Annotated in this window: 18 protein-coding genes; 6 read left to right on the top strand and 12 right to left on the bottom strand. The window is 59.7% G+C overall.

The window, feature by feature from the left end; all coding sequences use genetic code 11:
- Positions 1-89 precede the first annotated feature (89 nt).
- From lysA to argH, 3 genes are all read right to left on the bottom strand, one after another.
- Positions 90-1,358, bottom strand: coding sequence for a diaminopimelate decarboxylase (gene lysA, locus CRP02_RS06725; RefSeq protein ID WP_097170628.1), 1,269 nt, complete (start codon positions 1,356-1,358; stop codon positions 90-92).
- Positions 1,359-1,371: 13 nt separating this feature from the next.
- A complete protein-coding gene (gene lptM / locus CRP02_RS06720; protein WP_003511326.1) occupies positions 1,372-1,575 on the bottom strand; it encodes an LPS translocon maturation chaperone LptM in 204 nt (67 codons plus the stop codon).
- A gap of 94 nt (positions 1,576-1,669) precedes the next feature.
- Complete coding sequence (gene argH, locus CRP02_RS06715; RefSeq protein ID WP_025595424.1) at positions 1,670-3,070, bottom strand: argininosuccinate lyase; 1,401 nt, start codon at positions 3,068-3,070, stop codon at positions 1,670-1,672.
- Positions 3,071-3,094: 24 nt separating this feature from the next.
- Between argH and tlpA the strand changes: the two genes are divergently transcribed.
- A complete protein-coding gene (gene tlpA, locus CRP02_RS06710) occupies positions 3,095-3,763 on the top strand; it encodes a thiol:disulfide interchange protein TlpA (RefSeq protein WP_097170626.1) in 669 nt (222 codons plus the stop codon).
- 67 nt (positions 3,764-3,830) lie between these two features.
- Here tlpA and CRP02_RS06705 read toward each other — a convergent pair whose 3' ends face one another.
- The 7 genes from CRP02_RS06705 to CRP02_RS06675 all read right to left on the bottom strand — a co-directional run bounded on the left by CRP02_RS06705 (position 3,831) and on the right by CRP02_RS06675 (position 9,167).
- The gene (locus tag CRP02_RS06705) at positions 3,831-4,712 is read right to left on the bottom strand and encodes a 3-hydroxybutyryl-CoA dehydrogenase (protein WP_097099956.1); all 882 of its coding nucleotides are present in this window, start codon (positions 4,710-4,712) and stop codon (positions 3,831-3,833) included.
- Between the two features lie 117 nt (positions 4,713-4,829).
- On the bottom strand, positions 4,830-5,759 hold the full coding sequence (locus CRP02_RS06700) for an electron transfer flavoprotein subunit alpha/FixB family protein (protein WP_003511321.1): 930 nt from the start codon (positions 5,757-5,759) through the stop codon (positions 4,830-4,832).
- A gap of 25 nt (positions 5,760-5,784) precedes the next feature.
- Positions 5,785-6,531 carry an electron transfer flavoprotein subunit beta/FixA family protein gene (locus CRP02_RS06695; protein WP_097099957.1) on the bottom strand — a complete coding sequence of 249 codons (747 nt, stop codon included), beginning with the start codon at positions 6,529-6,531 and terminating at the stop codon, positions 5,785-5,787.
- Positions 6,532-6,714: 183 nt separating this feature from the next.
- The gene (locus CRP02_RS06690) at positions 6,715-7,488 is read right to left on the bottom strand and encodes a rhomboid family intramembrane serine protease (protein ID WP_097099958.1); all 774 of its coding nucleotides are present in this window, start codon (positions 7,486-7,488) and stop codon (positions 6,715-6,717) included.
- A 35-nt stretch (positions 7,489-7,523) separates the two neighbouring features.
- Positions 7,524-8,117 carry a cob(I)yrinic acid a,c-diamide adenosyltransferase gene (locus tag CRP02_RS06685; protein ID WP_097170625.1) on the bottom strand — a complete coding sequence of 198 codons (594 nt, stop codon included), beginning with the start codon at positions 8,115-8,117 and terminating at the stop codon, positions 7,524-7,526.
- 1 nt (position 8,118) lies between these two features.
- Positions 8,119-8,316, bottom strand: a complete 198-nt coding sequence (locus CRP02_RS06680) for a twin transmembrane helix small protein (protein WP_003497428.1) — start codon at positions 8,314-8,316, stop codon at positions 8,119-8,121.
- 17 nt (positions 8,317-8,333) lie between these two features.
- Complete coding sequence (locus CRP02_RS06675; RefSeq protein ID WP_097170624.1) at positions 8,334-9,167, bottom strand: SDR family oxidoreductase; 834 nt, start codon at positions 9,165-9,167, stop codon at positions 8,334-8,336.
- 182 nt (positions 9,168-9,349) lie between these two features.
- Between CRP02_RS06675 and CRP02_RS06670 the strand changes: the two genes are divergently transcribed.
- On the top strand, positions 9,350-10,267 hold the full coding sequence (locus tag CRP02_RS06670; RefSeq protein WP_097100445.1) for a YihY/virulence factor BrkB family protein: 918 nt from the start codon (positions 9,350-9,352) through the stop codon (positions 10,265-10,267).
- Here CRP02_RS06670 and gluQRS read toward each other — a convergent pair.
- Positions 10,235-11,119, bottom strand: a complete 885-nt coding sequence (gluQRS, locus tag CRP02_RS06665; protein ID WP_179783995.1) for a tRNA glutamyl-Q(34) synthetase GluQRS — start codon at positions 11,117-11,119, stop codon at positions 10,235-10,237. The two genes, CRP02_RS06670 and gluQRS, sit on opposite strands and share 33 nt — an antisense overlap.
- A gap of 72 nt (positions 11,120-11,191) precedes the next feature.
- On the opposite strand from gluQRS, the gene CRP02_RS06660 reads away from it, so the two are divergent.
- Positions 11,192-11,839: a DNA-3-methyladenine glycosylase family protein gene (locus tag CRP02_RS06660; protein WP_097170623.1), complete on the top strand. Its 648-nt coding sequence runs from the start codon at positions 11,192-11,194 to the stop codon at positions 11,837-11,839.
- A 15-nt stretch (positions 11,840-11,854) separates the two neighbouring features.
- Here CRP02_RS06660 and CRP02_RS06655 read toward each other — a convergent pair whose 3' ends face one another.
- Positions 11,855-13,273 carry a helix-turn-helix domain-containing protein gene (locus CRP02_RS06655; RefSeq protein ID WP_097170622.1) on the bottom strand — a complete coding sequence of 473 codons (1,419 nt, stop codon included), beginning with the start codon at positions 13,271-13,273 and terminating at the stop codon, positions 11,855-11,857.
- 118 nt (positions 13,274-13,391) lie between these two features.
- Here CRP02_RS06655 and CRP02_RS06650 point away from each other — a divergent pair, with 118 nt between their 5' ends.
- The 3 genes from CRP02_RS06650 (at position 13,392) to CRP02_RS06640 (ending at position 16,424) form a co-directional block, all read left to right on the top strand.
- Positions 13,392-14,924: an acyl-CoA carboxylase subunit beta gene (locus CRP02_RS06650; RefSeq protein ID WP_035199610.1), complete on the top strand. Its 1,533-nt coding sequence runs from the start codon at positions 13,392-13,394 to the stop codon at positions 14,922-14,924.
- Between the two features lie 100 nt (positions 14,925-15,024).
- Complete coding sequence (yghU, locus tag CRP02_RS06645; RefSeq protein WP_003511310.1) at positions 15,025-15,921, top strand: glutathione-dependent disulfide-bond oxidoreductase; 897 nt, start codon at positions 15,025-15,027, stop codon at positions 15,919-15,921.
- Between the two features lie 125 nt (positions 15,922-16,046).
- Positions 16,047-16,424, top strand: a complete 378-nt coding sequence (locus tag CRP02_RS06640) for a hypothetical protein (RefSeq protein ID WP_097171276.1) — start codon at positions 16,047-16,049, stop codon at positions 16,422-16,424.
- The last annotated feature ends 12 nt before the right edge of the window (positions 16,425-16,436 follow it).

Below are 16,436 nucleotides of genomic sequence, written 5' to 3'. Positions count from 1 at the left end.
GTGGCGAAGACGAGGGCAAGCGGATGCTCACCCCCATTTTTTAGGCAGCTTCGCTCAATTGTGATCGACCAAGCCGGATGAATGGCGGATCAATCGAGCCAGGCAGGTACGGAATCGAGAGCGATCAGCTCTTCATAGGTTCCGCGCGGGCGGATGACGTGGAACTTGTCACCCCTTACCAGCACTTCCGGCACCAGCAGGCGCGAATTATAGGTGCCTGCCTGCACGGCGCCGTAAGCACCTGCTGAACTGACGGCAATCAGATCACCTGGCTGCGGTGCGGCCATCTCACGGTCCAGCGCCAGATAGTCACCCGTTTCGCAGACAGGGCCGACGATATCGGCCTTGATGCGAGGGGCGTCCACCGCAGGCTGTACGACCGGGCGGATGCCGTGATAGGCCTCGTAAAGCGTCGGGCGGATGAGGTCGTTCATCGCGCCATCGACAATCACGAAGTTCTTTTCGCCGCCATCCTTCACATAGATCACTTCCGTCACCAGAATGCCGGCATTGCCGACGATCAGGCGTCCCGGTTCGGTGATGATCTTGCAGTTGAGACTCTTCAGCTCGTTCTTGACGATATGCGCATAGGCATCCGGCAGCGGCGGCGGATTATTGTCCTCGCGGTAGGGAATGCCGAGACCGCCTCCGATATCGACGTGGCTGATCGTGTGCCCGTCAGTGCGCAGGGATTCCACCAGTTCGCGCAGCAAGCGGAACGCATCCTCGAAGGGCTGCAATTCGGTGATCTGGCTGCCGATATGCATGTCGATGCCGGTGACTTCGATGCCGGGCAGGGTGGCGGCATGGGCATAGACCGCACGCGCCCGCTCATAGGAAATGCCGAACTTGTTCTCTTTTTTGCCGGTGGAAATCTTGGCATGGGTGCGCGCATCCACATCCGGATTGATGCGGAAGGACACATGCGCCCTTTTTCCGGCCTTGACGGCGCGCAGGTTGAGAACCTCAAGCTCCGGCTCGGATTCTATGTTGAAGCAGTAGATGCCGGCTTCCAGCGCGTAATCCATTTCCGCCACCGTCTTGCCGACGCCGGAAAACATGATGCGACTTGCCGGTACGCCGGCGCCGAGCGCGCGGCGCAATTCGCCGCCGGATACCACATCGATACCCGCGCCGAGCTTTGCCAGTGTCTTCAGAACGGCCTGGTTGGAATTGGCCTTCATGGCGTAACAGACCATGGCGTCCACATCGGCGAAAGCGCCGGAAAACACCTTGTAGTGGCGCTCAAGCGTCGCGGTCGAATAGACATAGAACGGCGTGCCGACCGCCTTGGCGATCTCAGGCACGGGCACGTTTTCGGCGTGAAGCACGCCGTCGATATAGCCAAAATGGTTCACAGGCTTTTTCCCGTCAGAGAAGCTTGTCGAGGATGAACGGCCGCTCCGCCGTTGCCGGCTTCGTCTCCGTTCCGTCGGCATTGCGCTTGTTGCGCATTTCGACCGGCGTGCTCGGCGGGTCAATATCGCCTTTTCGCCCGCAGGCACTGAGAGCAAGACTGACGGCGAGCGTCATGCCGATGGGAACGATGAGATTGCGCGCGGTTTTTGAAAGCATGAGCCTGTCCAAAGGAAATATGTGCTTCTCTGATAACGAAAAACAGGGCGCTTGTGCACCCTGTTTCTTGTGATCGCAGCGTAACGCGATTTTATCAGTTGCGTCCACGCCACCAGGCGATCTGCTTCTTGACCTCGGAAGGAGCCGTGCCACCAAAACTGGTGCGGCTGGCAACCGATGCCTCGACGGAAAGAACGTCGAAAACGCCGCTCGTAATGGCCGGATGGATCGCCTGCAGGTCTTCCAGCGAAAGATCGGCCAGATCGCAGCCCTTCTTTTCCGCCAGTGCAACCGCATTGCCGGTCACATGGTGGGCATCGCGGAAGGGCAGGCCTGCCTCGCGCACCAGCCAGTCGGCAAGATCGGTGGCGGTGGAATAGCCCGAACCGGCGGCCGCACGCATGCGGTCCTTGCGCACCTCAAGGTCGCGGATCATGCCGGTCATGGCGGCAATGGCCAGTTCCAGGCTTTCGGCGGCATCGAAAACCTGTTCCTTGTCTTCCTGCATGTCCTTGGAATAGGCGAGTGGCAGGCCCTTCATCACAGTCAGAAGCGCCACCAGCGAGCCGTTGATGCGGCCGGTCTTGGCGCGCACCAGTTCGGCGGCGTCGGGGTTCTTCTTCTGCGGCATGATCGACGAGCCGGTGGAAAAGGCATCGGACAGGCGGATGAAGCCGAATTGCGGCGTCGACCAGATAACGATTTCTTCGGCGAGGCGCGACAGGTGCGTGGCGCAGATTGAGGCGATCGACAGGAACTCCAGCGCGAAATCGCGGTCGGAAACGGTGTCGATGGAGTTGCGGGTCGGCTCGCGGAAGCCGAGCGCCTTTGCCGTCATGTGGCGGTCGATAGGATAACCGGTGCCGGCCAGGGCGGCTGCACCGATCGGGCTTTCATCCAGATGTTCGATCGCGTGACGCACGCGGGCGCGGTCACGGCCGAACATTTCCACATAGGCCATGCAATGATGGCCGAAGGTGACGGGCTGGGCCGTCTGCAGATGGGTGAAGCCGGGCATGACCGTATCGGCATTTTCCTCGGCGCGGTCGAGGAAGGCGGCGATGAGCGCGGTCAGCATGCCTTCCGTCTTCTGCAGCTCTTCCTTGACCCAGAGGCGGAAATCGAGCGCCACCTGGTCGTTGCGCGAGCGGGCGGTGTGCAGACGCCCTGCCGCCGTGCCGATGAGGGTGGCAAGTCGCGCCTCGATGTTCATGTGAATGTCTTCGAGCTTGCGCGAGAATTCGAAGCTGCCGGCCTCGATTTCTGACAGGATCGTGTTCAGGCCGTGAACGATCTTGTCTTTATCTTCCTGCGAAATAATGCCTTTTTCCGCCAGCATGGTGGCATGCGCTATAGAGCCGCGGATGTCCTGGGCATAAAGCTTCTTGTCGAAGCCGATGGAGGCATTTATCTCTTCCATGATGGCTGATGGCCCGGAAGCGAAACGTCCGCCCCACATCTGGTTGGAGGATTTCTGATCTGTGCCGTCAGCCATGTTCTGCGTGCCCTGGAGTATTCGATGACAGAAAAAAGGCCGTTCAGGCTTCCTTCCGCCAGATTGGTTGCAATTGCTGCCGTTGCCGGTGTCGTGTTCGGCGCGGGTGCGGTCTGGTTCAGGCATATTGGGTCTGAGAGCCCGGTTCAAGGGGCAGCGGTTGCCGAGGCCGGTTTATGTGAAGGTGCGGCAAAGCGCATCGCCTCGCTGAAACCCCTCCTGAAGGGCCAGGTGGCGGCCATGTCGGCCACGGATACGCCGCGCGTCATCCCGCTGTCCTTCAAGGGTCCGCAAGGGTCGGACATGTCGCTTGCCGATCTCAAGGGCAAGGCGGTTCTCCTTAATCTGTGGGCCACCTGGTGCGTGCCATGCCGGGAGGAAATGCCTGCGCTGAACGCACTCGAGAAGGAAAAGGGCAGCGATGGCTTTGAGGTTGTTGCGGTCAATATCGACACCGGCGCGGACGAAAAACCGAAAGCCTTCATGGACGAATACAAGATCGACGCGCTGAAACTTTACCGCGACAGCTCCATGGGCGTCTTCAATGTTCTGAAAAAGGAAGGGCTGGCTTTCGGCCTTCCCGCGACGCTTCTTCTGGACGAAAAAGGCTGCCTGCTTGCCGCCATGAACGGTCCGGCAGCCTGGGACAGCGAAGATGCCAAGGCGTTGGTATCGGCAGTGAAGGCTAAATAATTGTCCAGTGCGGGAGGGATTTCCCTCCCGTCATCTCGCATGATATCAGAGGAATATCTCTTGCGCCTTAGCGCGTCGGAACAGGTGTCTCGCCGCGATAGTCGTAAAAGCCGCGGCCGGATTTGCGGCCGAGCCAGCCGGCCTCGACATATTTCACCAGCAGCGGGCAGGGGCGGTATTTGCTGTCGGCCAGCCCGTCATGCAGCACCTGCATGATCGACAAACAGGTGTCGAGACCGATGAAGTCGGCAAGCTGCAACGGCCCCATTGGGTGGTTGGCACCAAGTCGCATGGCAGTATCGATGGCTTCCACCGAGCCGACGCCCTCGTAAAGCGTGTAGATCGCCTCATTGATCATCGGCAGCAGGATGCGGTTGACGATGAAGGCGGGGAAATCCTCGGCAACTGTGATCGCTTTTTCCAGCGTCCGCACGTAGTCCTTTGCCGCGTCGAAGGTCTTTTCGTTGGTGGCGATGCCGCGCACCAGCTCCACCAGTTTCATCACCGGCACCGGGTTCATGAAGTGGATGCCCATGAACTGTTCGGGACGATCGGTCGCGGAAGCAAGGCGGGTGATGGAGAGCGAAGACGTGTTGGTGGCCAAAAGCGCTTCGGGCTTCAGCACCGGGCAGATCTGCGCATAGATCTTGCGTTTGATTTCCTCGTTTTCGGTAGCAGCTTCGATGACCAGATCCATCGGCGCCAGATCGTTGACGTCAGTCGAACCGCTGATGAGCGCGAGCGCTTCTTTGCGGGCGTCGTCGGAGAGCTTGCCGTTGGTGACCTGACGGGCAAGATTGCCGTTGATCGTGGCAAGGCCGGCTTCGATGCCGTCCTTGGAAAGATCGTAAATGTGAACCTTGTAACCGGCCAAGGCGGAAACATGCGCGATGCCGCAACCCATTTGACCGGCTCCGATGATACCGATGTTTTTAAAGGGGGCGGTCATATGCTGGTCTCCTCATGGGATTTCATCTGCGTCATTTGCGGCGATGTTACGCATATCGCCGAAAAAGAGAAGGCGGCGCGTTCAAAAAACGCGCCGCCTTTGGCTAAAGGCTTAAAATCACAGAGCCTTCTGGAGTTCCGGTAGAGCCTCGAACAGGTCTGCAACGAGGCCGTAATCGGCAACCTGGAAGATCGGCGCTTCCTCGTCCTTGTTGATGGCAACGATGACCTTAGAGTCCTTCATGCCGGCCAGATGCTGGATGGCGCCCGAAATGCCGGCAGCGATGTAAAGCTGCGGTGCCACGACCTTGCCGGTCTGACCGACCTGCCAGTCGTTCGGTGCGTAACCCGCATCGACGGCTGCGCGCGATGCGCCGACGGCTGCACCGAGCTTGTCGGCAACCGGCAGGATCACTTCGCGGAACTTTTCCGAGGAGCCGAGTGCGCGACCGCCCGAGATGATGATCTTCGCAGAGGTCAGTTCCGGACGATCGGAAGAGGCTAGCGCGTCGGACACAAAGACAGAAACGCCGGGGTTCTCGGCAGCGCCGATGGTTTCCACCGGTGCCGAACCGCCTTCAGCGGCTGCCGCAAACGCGGTGGGGCGCACGGTGATGACCTTCTTTGCGTCGCTTGCCTGCACCGTCTGGATGGCGTTGCCGGCATAGATCGGACGTTTGAAGGTATCCGGGCTGACGACCTCGATGATTTCCGAGACCTGGGCCACATCGAGAAGGGCTGCGACGCGCGGGGCGACATTCTTGGCCGAAGCGGTCGCCGGTGCGATGATGACGTCATAGGAAGGGCTGAGCGAGACGATCAGCGCCGCCAGCGGCTCGGCGAGCGCGTTGGCATAGGATGCGTCGTCGGCAAGCAGAACCTTGGCAACGCCGGACAGTTTCGCTGCCGCATCGGCGGCACCCTTCGCACCGGAGCCGGCAACGAGCACGTGGACGTCGCCGCCAATCTGCGTTGCCGCCGTCAGCGTCTTCGCCGTCAGGTCGGAAAGGGTTGCGTTGTCGTGTTCTGCCAGAAGAAGAATGGCCATGTTGTAATCTCCCTTTTCCGAAACCTTAGAGGACGCCGTCGGCTTTGAGCTTTTCGACCAGCTCAGCCACCGAGCCGACCTTGATGCCGGCCTTGCGGCCTGTGGGCTCCTCGGTCTTCAACACCTTCAGACGCGGCGTGACATCGACGCCGAAATCGGCCGGGGTCTTCTTGTCGAGCGGCTTCTTCTTTGCCTTCATGATGTTCGGCAGCGAGGCGTAACGCGGCTCGTTCAGACGAAGATCGGTGGTGACGACAGCGGGAAGTTTCAGTTCGACCGTCTGCAGGCCGCCATCGACTTCACGCGTCACAGCGACCTTGCCGTCAGACGGTACGACCTTGGAGGCGAAGGTGCCTTGGCCCCAGCCGAGAAGGGCGGCCAGCATCTGACCGGTCTGGTTACTGTCGTCGTCGATAGCCTGCTTGCCGACGATGACGAGGCCGGGCTGCTCGGCTTCCGCCACGCCCTTCAGCAGCTTGGCGACTGCCAGCGGTTCGACCGTTTCATCTGTCTCGATCAGGATGGCGCGGTCGGCACCCATGGCGAGCGCCGTGCGCAGCGTTTCTTCCGCCTTGGCCGGGCCGATCGACACGACCACGACTTCTTCGGCCTTGCCGGCTTCTTTCAGCCGCAGCGCTTCTTCCACCGAGATTTCGTCGAACGGGTTCATCGACATCTTCACATTCGCGAGTTCAACGCCCGAACCATCCGACTTCACGCGGATCTTGACGTTGTAATCAACAACTCGTTTGACAGGGACAAGGATCTTCATCGGCGGTTTTCCTCAAACTCCTGTCCGCGAGGCGACAAGACCGCGCGGACCTCCAAAAACAGGTTGGCGACATGGATAAGCATTTTTCCCGCAAATACAACGGAGCAATGTTCATTATCACATGCACGCAAGGCATACCTTACGTTGACGTTAACGTAAATAATTTATCTCTTCGTCAACGGCTCATCTGCTCCCGTCATAGCCCCGTTCGATTTGCGACAACCCCGCCGTTTGCGACGGATTCTTGAACTGCGCCGCCCTTGGCGGAACAATCGTGCGGTCGAACAGGGGAACGTCCGGCCTGCGCATGAAAATTACCATCACAGCCCCGGCCAATATGCCGCCCACATGTGCCCCCCAGGACACATTTTCTTCAAGGCCAAGTGCCAGCATCAGAAATTGCTGGCCGATCCATAGCGCCAGCGGAATGAAGGCAGGCAAGGGCAACGGAATGCGCATGAACACCAGAACCCAGACGCGCACCTTGGGATGCAGGAGAAAATAGGCCGCGACGACGCCGGAAACAGCGCCTGATGCACCGATAAGCGGCCCTTCCGACATGGGTGCGACGAAGCCGTGCAACAGCGCGCCGGCTATGGCGCAGGCGATGTAAAATATCAGGAAACGGAAATGGCCGAGCGCGTCCTCGACGTTGTCGCCGAAGACCCACAGAAACAGCATGTTGCCTGCCATGTGCCAGAAATCCAGATGCAGGAACGCATAGGTGACGACGGTCAGATCATCCGGCACCACCTGCAAGGCGGGTTCCAGATAGGCGTAATCGAACACCACCGCCGGAATGAAGCCGAGGCCGAGCGCTGCGGCATTGGCCTGCACATCGCTGGCGAACACGCCGGTGAACAGCCAGACCAGCACATTGACCACGATCAGGCCGATCGTGACATATTGCAGCCGGATGTGTTTGAGGGAATTCGCATCGTGCAGCGGTATGAACATCGAATGCCCTTCTGTTGCGCGATTGTCTCGCGATCTTAGCGGTTCTTGCCGGGAACCCACAATATGTCAGCCTTGCCCATATCATTGGCAAAACGGGCGGCTACGAACAGGAAGTCGGACAGGCGGTTGACATATTTTAGCGCTTCCGGGCTGACGATCTCGCTTTCAGCAACCGAGAGCTCCACCATGAGCCGTTCCGCCCGTCGGCAGATCGTGCGCGCCAGATGCAGATTGGCCGCCGCCGCATTGCCGCCCGGCAGCACGAAGGAGGTCAGCGGTTCAAGTGAGGAGTTGAGGTCGTCGATTTCGTTTTCCAGCCGCGTGACCTGGCTCTCGACAATGCGCAGCGGCTCGTAGGCCGGCGGCTCGTCGGTTTCCGGGGTCGCGAGATCGGCGCCCAGGTCGAACATGTCGTTCTGGATGCGGAACAGCATGGCATCCAGCTTTTCCATGCTGGCAATATCAGTATTGGCGGTATGCAGCCGCGCCACGCCGATCGCCGAATTCGTTTCGTCCACCGTGCCATAGGCCTCGACGCGAAGATCGTGCTTCAGGCGGCGGGGACCGGACACCAGCGCCGTCGTGCCCTTGTCGCCGGTGCGGGTGTAGATCTTGTTCAGCTTCACCATGTCAGCGTCCGCCGCCGGTGAGCCACAGGGTCAGCATGATGAGCACGATGGCGATGGCCTGCAACAGAAGGCGAAGCTGCATCAACTTGTTGGAACGGTTGGCGTCCTGGCCCTTCAGCATGTTGAAAAGGCCTCGTATCAGCACGATGACAACGAGGCCCATGACGATAAGGGCCAGAACGGTGGTGAAGCCGGACATTTAGGGGGTACTCCTCCTCAATCGAATCTGCGCAGCAGACGATAGAACAGTCCGGGAGGCAAGAGCCGTTTCAGCAACAGCCCCTGTTTGGCGGGAACGGTGACGGGATAATGCGGTTTTGGCTTTGCGGCGGTCAGGGCGTGTTTCAGCACGGCATAAACGGCTTCGGGGCCAAGCTTGTGGCGGTTGACCGGGCCGGACCCATCCATCCGCGCCAGCTGACGCTTGTATTCCACCGCATGGGCCGAGTTTTCCAGATCGATCTTGTCCCTGACGTGGGCAAGGGCCGTCGTGGTGAATTTCGACGTGATCGGTCCCGGTTCGATCAGGCTCACATGGATGCCGCTGCCCTGAAGTTCCATGCGCAGCGTGACGCCAAGGCCCTCGATGGCGAACTTCGATGCGGTATAGGCGCCGCGATACCGATAGGGGATTAGGCCGAGAATGGAGGAGCAATGCACGATGCGTCCGGAACCACGCTTGCGCATGAAGGGAATGACCCGTCGCGTCAGATCGTGCCAGCCGAAGACGTTGGTTTCGAATTGCTGCCGCAGTGCTTCCACCGGCAAATCCTCCACCGCGCCCGGCTGGCCATAGGCGCCATTGTTGAACAGTGCATCGATGCGGCCTCCGGTTCTGGCCGCAACCGTATCCACGAGAGCCGCGATGGTTTCGGGCTTGGTATAATCCATGATCAGGGTTTCTATGCCCTGATTTTCGAGCGCGGCCATATCGACGATGCGGCGCACGGTGGCAAACACCCGCCAGCCGTCGCGGTGAAGCGCGCCGGCACAATGGGCTCCGATGCCCGAGGAACATCCGGTAATTATGATGACGGGTTTTTCAGGCATCTATGCCGCTCCGGAAAGCCGAATGTTGCGCTGGCCCGATGGTCCGGCCTGTGAAAATTGTATTGCGCAAAATCTGTATGCCTGCGGGAACCGAAAGGCGGGCTTGTGCGCTGTACAAAGTAGAGCTGACTTCCCATATTCGGGGCGAAGTTACAAATGAAATGCCGATGAATGGAGGCGACATGGTTGCCGCAGTGCGCCTGGCAGGCAAGGTTGCCTTCGATGCCTATTCTCATTTTGCCGAGGATGACGGCTGGGCGATGGCGAGCCACATGGCGCTTTCCATCCTGCTGGCGCTGTTCCCGTTCCTGATTTTCGGCACGGCTTTGGCCGGTTTTCTGGGGGCTGACCAGTTTTCCGAGACGGCGGTGCATCTGATTTTTGACACCTGGCCGGAAGCGATCGCAGGTCCGCTTGCCGCGCAGGTGCAGCAGGTCCTGACCATTCCGCGCGGCGGACTGCTGACGATTTCGGTGCTGGCGGCGGCATATTTTGCCTCCAACGGCGTCGAGGCGCTCAGAATCTCGCTCAACCGCGCCTATCGCGTCACGGAAACGCGCTGGTGGTACATCACCCGTCTTCTCAGTCTGCTTTATGTGTTGATCGCAGTGGTGGTCTTTACCGGCATCAGCATCGTGCTTGTTGCGGTGCCGGTCGCAACGTCCTTTGCCGAGCAGCGGTTTCCCTGGCTGACGGATGCGCTGAACACGGTTTCCAGCCTCGGTCTTTACGGCACCATCGTCGTGCTGACGGTCGGGCTGGTGGCGGCGCATCTGTGGCTTCCGGCCGGCAAACGCCGCATCTGGGATGTCTGGCCCGGCATTCTGCTGACAATGATCTTCTGGGTCATCGGCGCGGCGATCTTTGCCTATTACCTCTCCACCTTCGCTAATTATGCCGCCACATATGCCGGTCTGGCCTCGGTGATGGTGGTTCTGGTGTTTCTTTACATGGTGGGTGTCATCTTCATGCTGGGTGCGGAGGTGAATGCCGCTCTGATGAAATACAAGGTCCGGCAGATCATCCGCCGCAATATCGGCGGCAACAGTGCGCGCCGCGAGCAGGTGCTAGAGGAGCCCGACAAGCCGGCGGATATCTGACGACGTTTTTCCTTCCGCCCGAAGCGCGGAAAGGCCGGTGCTGCCTTCGCTTTTCGAAAGCTTGCGCCCATCAGCACCCAAAATCAGCCGGTGGTGGTGATAGGCGGGTGGCGGCAGGTCCAGCAATTGTTGCAGCAGCCGGTGAATGGCGGTTGCGTTAAACAGATCCATGCCGCGCACCACATGGGTGATGCCTTGCAGCGCGTCATCCAACACCACGGAAAGATGATAGCTGGAGGGGGCGTCGGAACGCGACAGCACCACATCGCCCCAGAGCGCCGGCAAAGCTTCGATTTCCCTGGTCTGCCCGTCGCCGCTCTCGCGCCAGAACAGCTTGCTGCGCAAGGTGCGGACCGCCTTCTCCATGTCGAGCCGCCAGGCATGTTGCCTACCCGATGCCAGAAGTTCGGCCCGTTCCGCCTGCGGCCTTTGCCGATCTGTTGCCGGGTAAAGCGGCGCGCCGTCGGGATCGCGCGGCCAGAGCCTTCCCTCGGCCTCAAAGGCCCTGACAATGGCTTTCGTCTCACCCCGGCTTAAGAAGGCGGGATAGGCGAGGTCGGCCTCGACCAGCCTGTCGAGTGCTGTGCGATACTCATCGAAGTGCTCCGATTGCCGCCGCACCGGCTTTTCCCATTCCAGTCCCAGCCAGCCAAGATCATCATAGATCGCCTGCTCCAGCTCCGGAGTGCACCGCGTCTGGTCGATATCTTCGATGCGCAGCAGAAAATGGCCACCGTTTTCCCGCGCCATGTCGTGGTTCAGAAAAGCGGAAAGCGCATGGCCCAGATGCAGGGCGCCATTGGGGCTTGGCGCAAAACGATAAACCGGTTTTTGACGGACGGGCGAAGGCATGGTTTCTTCTGCCATGTTTTGAAGCGCCTCGCCACCCGGTGCCGGGCCAACGTGAATATGGGCTGTGCAGACATGAAAATCATCAGGGGCCTCGACGATATCAGCGAAGGTCTGGCGCATCTTGCCCGCCTCGATCCGGCTCTTAGCCTTATTATCGAAAAAGCCGGTCCGCTGGAGTTGCGTATTCACGAGCCCGGCTTTGCGGGCCTTGCCCATATCGTCGTGTCGCAGATGGTGTCGCGCGCCAGCGCCAACGCCATATGGGTGCGTATCCTTGCCGGCACAGGCGGGGCGGTGACGGCGGAAAACTATCTGGCGGTGCCGGAAGAATTGCGCGCCACTTTCGGCCTTTCCCGGGCCAAGGCAACAACGCTGGAAGGGTTGGCGCACGCGGTTGCGGATGGCCGCATCGATCTTGATGCCGTCAGTCGCAAGGAAGCAGGCGTAGCCCTTTCGGAGCTGGTGGCGCTTCGCGGCATCGGCCCGTGGACGGCGGAAGTCTATCTGATGTTCTGCGGCGGGCACCCCGATATTTTTCCGGTTGGCGACGTGGCGCTGCGGGCTGCGGTGGGCCACGCGCTTTCGCTCGAGGCACGGCCGGATGCGAAATGGCTGGCGGCGCGGGCGGAACTCTGGACGCCCTGGCGCTCTGTCGCCGCCCGGTTGTTCTGGGCCTATTACGCCGCCGTCATGCGGCGCGCGATGGTGCCGCTGCCCTGATATGATCGCGCGGCGCTAGAAGTCTGCGATCCGGTAGGGCAACGCCCCGCGTGACAGATGATCGACATGTAGTTTGCGTTTTAGCGGCGGTACGGCGCGCTGAACGCACTCCACCCTTTCGCAGACCCGGCAGGAAACGCCGATGGGCTTGAAAGACGAGGTATTGGTGAGATCGAGCGTATCGGCATAGACGAAATTCTGCGCATGGGAAATTTCGCAGCCGAGCGCGATGGCATAACGTGGCCTGTCCGTGTTGAAACCGGCGCCGGCTTTTTCGATCTGCGTGGCGATGGAAAGATAGCGCACGCCGTCAGGTGTTTCCGCCAGCTGGCGTACGATCCTGTCGGAGCTTTCGAAGGCCTGATGGATGTTCCAGAGCGGACAGGCCGCGCCGAAACGGGCAAATTGCAGCCTTGTGGCGCTGTGGCGTTTGGTGATGTTACCGGCACGGTCGATCTTCGCGAAAAAGATCGGCACGCCTTTCTGACCAGGGCGTTGCAAGGTGCTGAGCCTGTGGGCCACCTGTTCAAGGCTCGCGCCGAAGCGCACGGCCAGAAGTTCCAGATCGTGGCGCAATTCCTGCGCGGCCCGGTGAAATTGCCCATATGGCAGGATCAGCGCGGCGGCGAAATAGTTGTGAAGGCCGATGCGACAGATTTCCGCGGCTTCGGCGCTGCGGAAACCGGCGCCGGCCAGCACTCTGTCCACCGTTGCTCCCGCATGAAGCTGGGCGATCTGAAGCGCAAGCTGAAAACAGCGGGTCGGTGCTGCCATGTAGGAACTGAGCGCCAGCGTTTTGCCGGCCGGATCGAAATGCCGGATCAATCCGCCCGCCGCCTCCGTTCTGGTGATATGGACACCGAAGCGGCTGCGTAGATGGGCCGCGAGAACGCCATAGGTCTCGCCGCCCTCTATCTCCAGTTCGTATGCAAGTTCTTCCGCCAGAAGATCGATCTCGGCAACGTAATTGTCGACGAAGTGGAAGAAATCGCGGACCTCTTCGTAAGGTGTTCTCTCCACCTGTGCGGTTCCCCGCCCCAGCCTGTCATCCAGCTGCACCAGCTGCTCGCTGTTTTGCCGGTAGGCCTGGTGGGCGCGCAAAAGCGCATGCGCAAAACCCGGTGCGTTCTGCGCAATCAGCTTCAGCTCCTGCAGCCCGGGCTCGTAATTCAGGAACAGCGGGTCTTTCAGGGCCTCGCGCACAGCGGAAACCAGCCGGTCGTTTTCGCCGGTTGCCAGTTCCGTCACGTCGAGCTGGAATTTTTCCACCAGCGTCACCAGAACGCTGGCGGAAACGGGTCGCTGATTGTTTTCGATCTGGTTCAGATAACTGGCCGAAATGCCGAGCCGTTCGGCAAACTGCGCCTGCGTGGCGCGGGCGTTTTCGCGAAGGCCGCGGACCTTGCGGCCGATGAAGAGCTTTTCCGTCGCCATGTTGCAACTTTGCAAAATTAAATATTGCAAATATTTATGGCACGCATACGCGCACGATCAAGGCTTCTAGGCGAATGTTTTCTAAGCTATTGATTTTGAGGAAACGCATGGAGGAAACATGCCCAGCATTCTGGAGCAATTGCAGACGCGCCGCGACGAAGCGCGGCTCGGGGGCGGCGTCAAGCGCATTGAGGCGCAGCATGCCAAGGGCAAGCTGACGGCGCGCGAGCGCATCGATGTGTTGCTGGATGAAGGTTCTTTCGAAGAGTACGACATGTACGTTACCCACCGGGCGGTGGATTTCGGCATGGCCGAACAGAAGGTGGCGGGCGATGGCGTCGTTACCGGCTGGGGCACCATCAACGGCCGGCAGGTCTATGTGTTTTCCCAGGATTTTACCGTGCTCGGCGGTTCGCTGTCGGAAACCCATGCCCAGAAAATCTGCAAGATCATGGATATGGCCGTGCGCAACGGCGCGCCCGTGATTGGCCTCAACGACAGTGGCGGCGCGCGCATTCAGGAAGGCGTTGCTTCGCTCGGAGGTTATGCCGACGTTTTCAAGCGCAATGTCATCGCCTCCGGTGTCGTGCCGCAGATCTCTGTCATCATGGGGCCGTGTGCCGGTGGTGCCGTTTATTCGCCTGCCATGACCGACTTCATCTTCATGGTGCGCGACACCTCCTACATGTTCGTAACCGGGCCGGATGTGGTGAAGACCGTGACCAACGAGATCGTCACGGCGGAAGAGCTGGGCGGCGCCTCCACACACACCAAAAAATCCTCCGTTGCCGATGGCGCCTATGAAAACGACATCGAGACACTTGAGCATGTGCGCCTGCTGTTCGATTTCCTGCCGCTGAATAATCGGGAAAAACCGCCGGTCCGGCCTTTTCATGACGATCCCGCACGGCTGGAAGCGCGCCTCGATACGCTGATCCCCGACAGTTCCAACAAGCCATACGATATGAAGGAACTGATCCATGCGCTCGCCGACGAGGGCGATTTCTTCGAGTTGCAGGAGGCGTTTGCCAGAAACATCATCACCGGTTTCATGCGTCTGGAAGGCCAGACGGTAGGCGTCGTCGCAAACCAGCCGATGGTGCTGGCCGGGTGTCTGGATATTGACAGCTCACGCAAGGCCGCCCGCTTCGTGCGCTTCTGCGATGCCTTCAACATTCCCCTGCTGACACTGGTGGATGTGCCCGGTTTCCTGCCCGGAACGGCGCAGGAATATGGCGGCGTCATCAAGCACGGCGCGAAACTGCTGTTTGCCTATTCCGAGGCGACGGTTCCGATGGTGACGCTGATTACCCGCAAGGCCTATGGTGGCGCTTATGACGTGATGGCCTCGAAACATATCGGCGCTGATGTGAACTATGCATGGCCCACTGCGGAAATCGCTGTCATGGGCGCAAAAGGGGCAGCGGAAATCCTCTATCGCTCGGAGCTTTCCGATCCGGACAAGATCGCCGCGCGCACAAGGGAATATGAGGAGCGTTTCGCCAATCCCTTTGTGGCGGCAGAGCGTGGTTTCATCGATGAGGTCATCATGCCGCATTCCTCGCGCCGCCGCATCGCCCGTGCCTTTGCCTCGCTGCGGGGCAAGAACGTCGAAACCCGCTGGAAAAAGCACGATACTATTCCGCTCTGACCTGCTCTGGGGCTGGAAAAATACTTTGGCCACCTTACTATAATGATGTTCAGGCGCCCGACCTTCGGTGCCCTCCCGAAACGCACAAGGACTGATTTTTATGGCCGAGAACTCCTCCGCAGATAATTTTCCCGCCGGATATGAAGTGCCCAAGGTCTGGACCTGGGACAAGGGCAATGGCGGCCAGTTCGCCAATATCAATCGCCCGATCGCCGGTCCCACCCATGACAAGGAATTGCCGGTCGGCAAACATCCGTTGCAGCTTTATTCGCTGGCGACGCCGAATGGTCAGAAGGTCTCGATCATGCTGGAAGAATTGCTGGCCGCTGGCCACAAGGGCGCCGAATATGATGCCTGGCTGATCAAGATCGGCGAAGGCGACCAGTTCGGCTCCGGTTTTGTCGGCGTCAATCCGAACTCCAAGATCCCGGCGCTGATGGATCATTCGACGCCCGAGCCGACCCGGGTTTTCGAGAGCGGCTCGATCCTCGTTTACCTCGCGGAGAAATTCGGCGCTTTCCTGCCGAAAGAGGGCAATGCCCGCACGCAGGCGCTGAACTGGCTGTTCTGGCAGATGGGCTCCGCCCCCTTCCTCGGCGGCGGTTTCGGCCATTTCTACGCCTATGCCCCGATCAAGATCAAATATGCTATCGACCGTTACGCCATGGAAGTGAAACGCCAGCTTGACGTGCTTGACCGTCATCTGGCCGATAACCGTTATCTGGCGGGCTCGGAATATACGATTGCCGACATGGCCGTCTGGCCCTGGTACGGCAAGATCGCGCTCGGCCAGGCTTATGGCGATGCCGGTGCTTTCCTTGAAGCCGCCGGTTATAAGAATCTTATGCGCTGGACGCTTGAAATCGGCGAACGCCCTGCGGTCAAGCGCGGCGTGATCGTCAACAAAACCTCGGGCGATCCGTCCGAACAATTGCATGAACGCCACGATGCCTCCGACTTCGAGCAGAAGACGCAGGACAAAATCGGCAAGGCATAACGAAAAGACTAGAGCGCTTCTGGTTCTAATGGGACCATGAAAGCGCTCTAATTATTTGAATTTACGCATATCCGGACGTAAAAGCGGACCCGCTTTTAATGGAAATGCTTCTGGAAGGACAAAAGATGGCGAACCTGCCCGAAATGACGAAACACAAGGGATTTCCCTCCGGCATGCCGAGCACGGGCATCCAGTTCACCATCCGCCGCGCCAACCCAAAAGGGGTAACGCCCATCAAGATGATACCTCGAAGGGCGCGGGACGATTCCAAGGAACACCGCATCGATGCGGCCTTCCTGCACTCGCTCTGGCACCATTTTGGTCCCGAGCCGTTCGAGCGCGGTAATCTCGACGCTGCCCGCCTCAGCCTGCTGTTCGGCCGCGAGGTCTTGCCGGCGGAAAAGAATTTCGATCCGCTTTCCTACCAGGCGATGCTTGTCATCGACGAGCGCGTCGCCCGGCAGAATTTCCCGGAATCGTTTGAGAATTTTTTCGAGGTTTGAGGACGGCATACG

Origin of the sequence: Rhizobium sp. AN5 (assembly GCF_900215255.1) — a bacterium.
In the GTDB taxonomy this organism is placed as follows: Bacteria; Pseudomonadota; Alphaproteobacteria; order Rhizobiales; family Rhizobiaceae; genus Agrobacterium; species Agrobacterium tumefaciens.
Note: the sequence above shows the minus strand (reverse complement) of the source record. Positions and strands in the feature narration are given on the sequence as shown.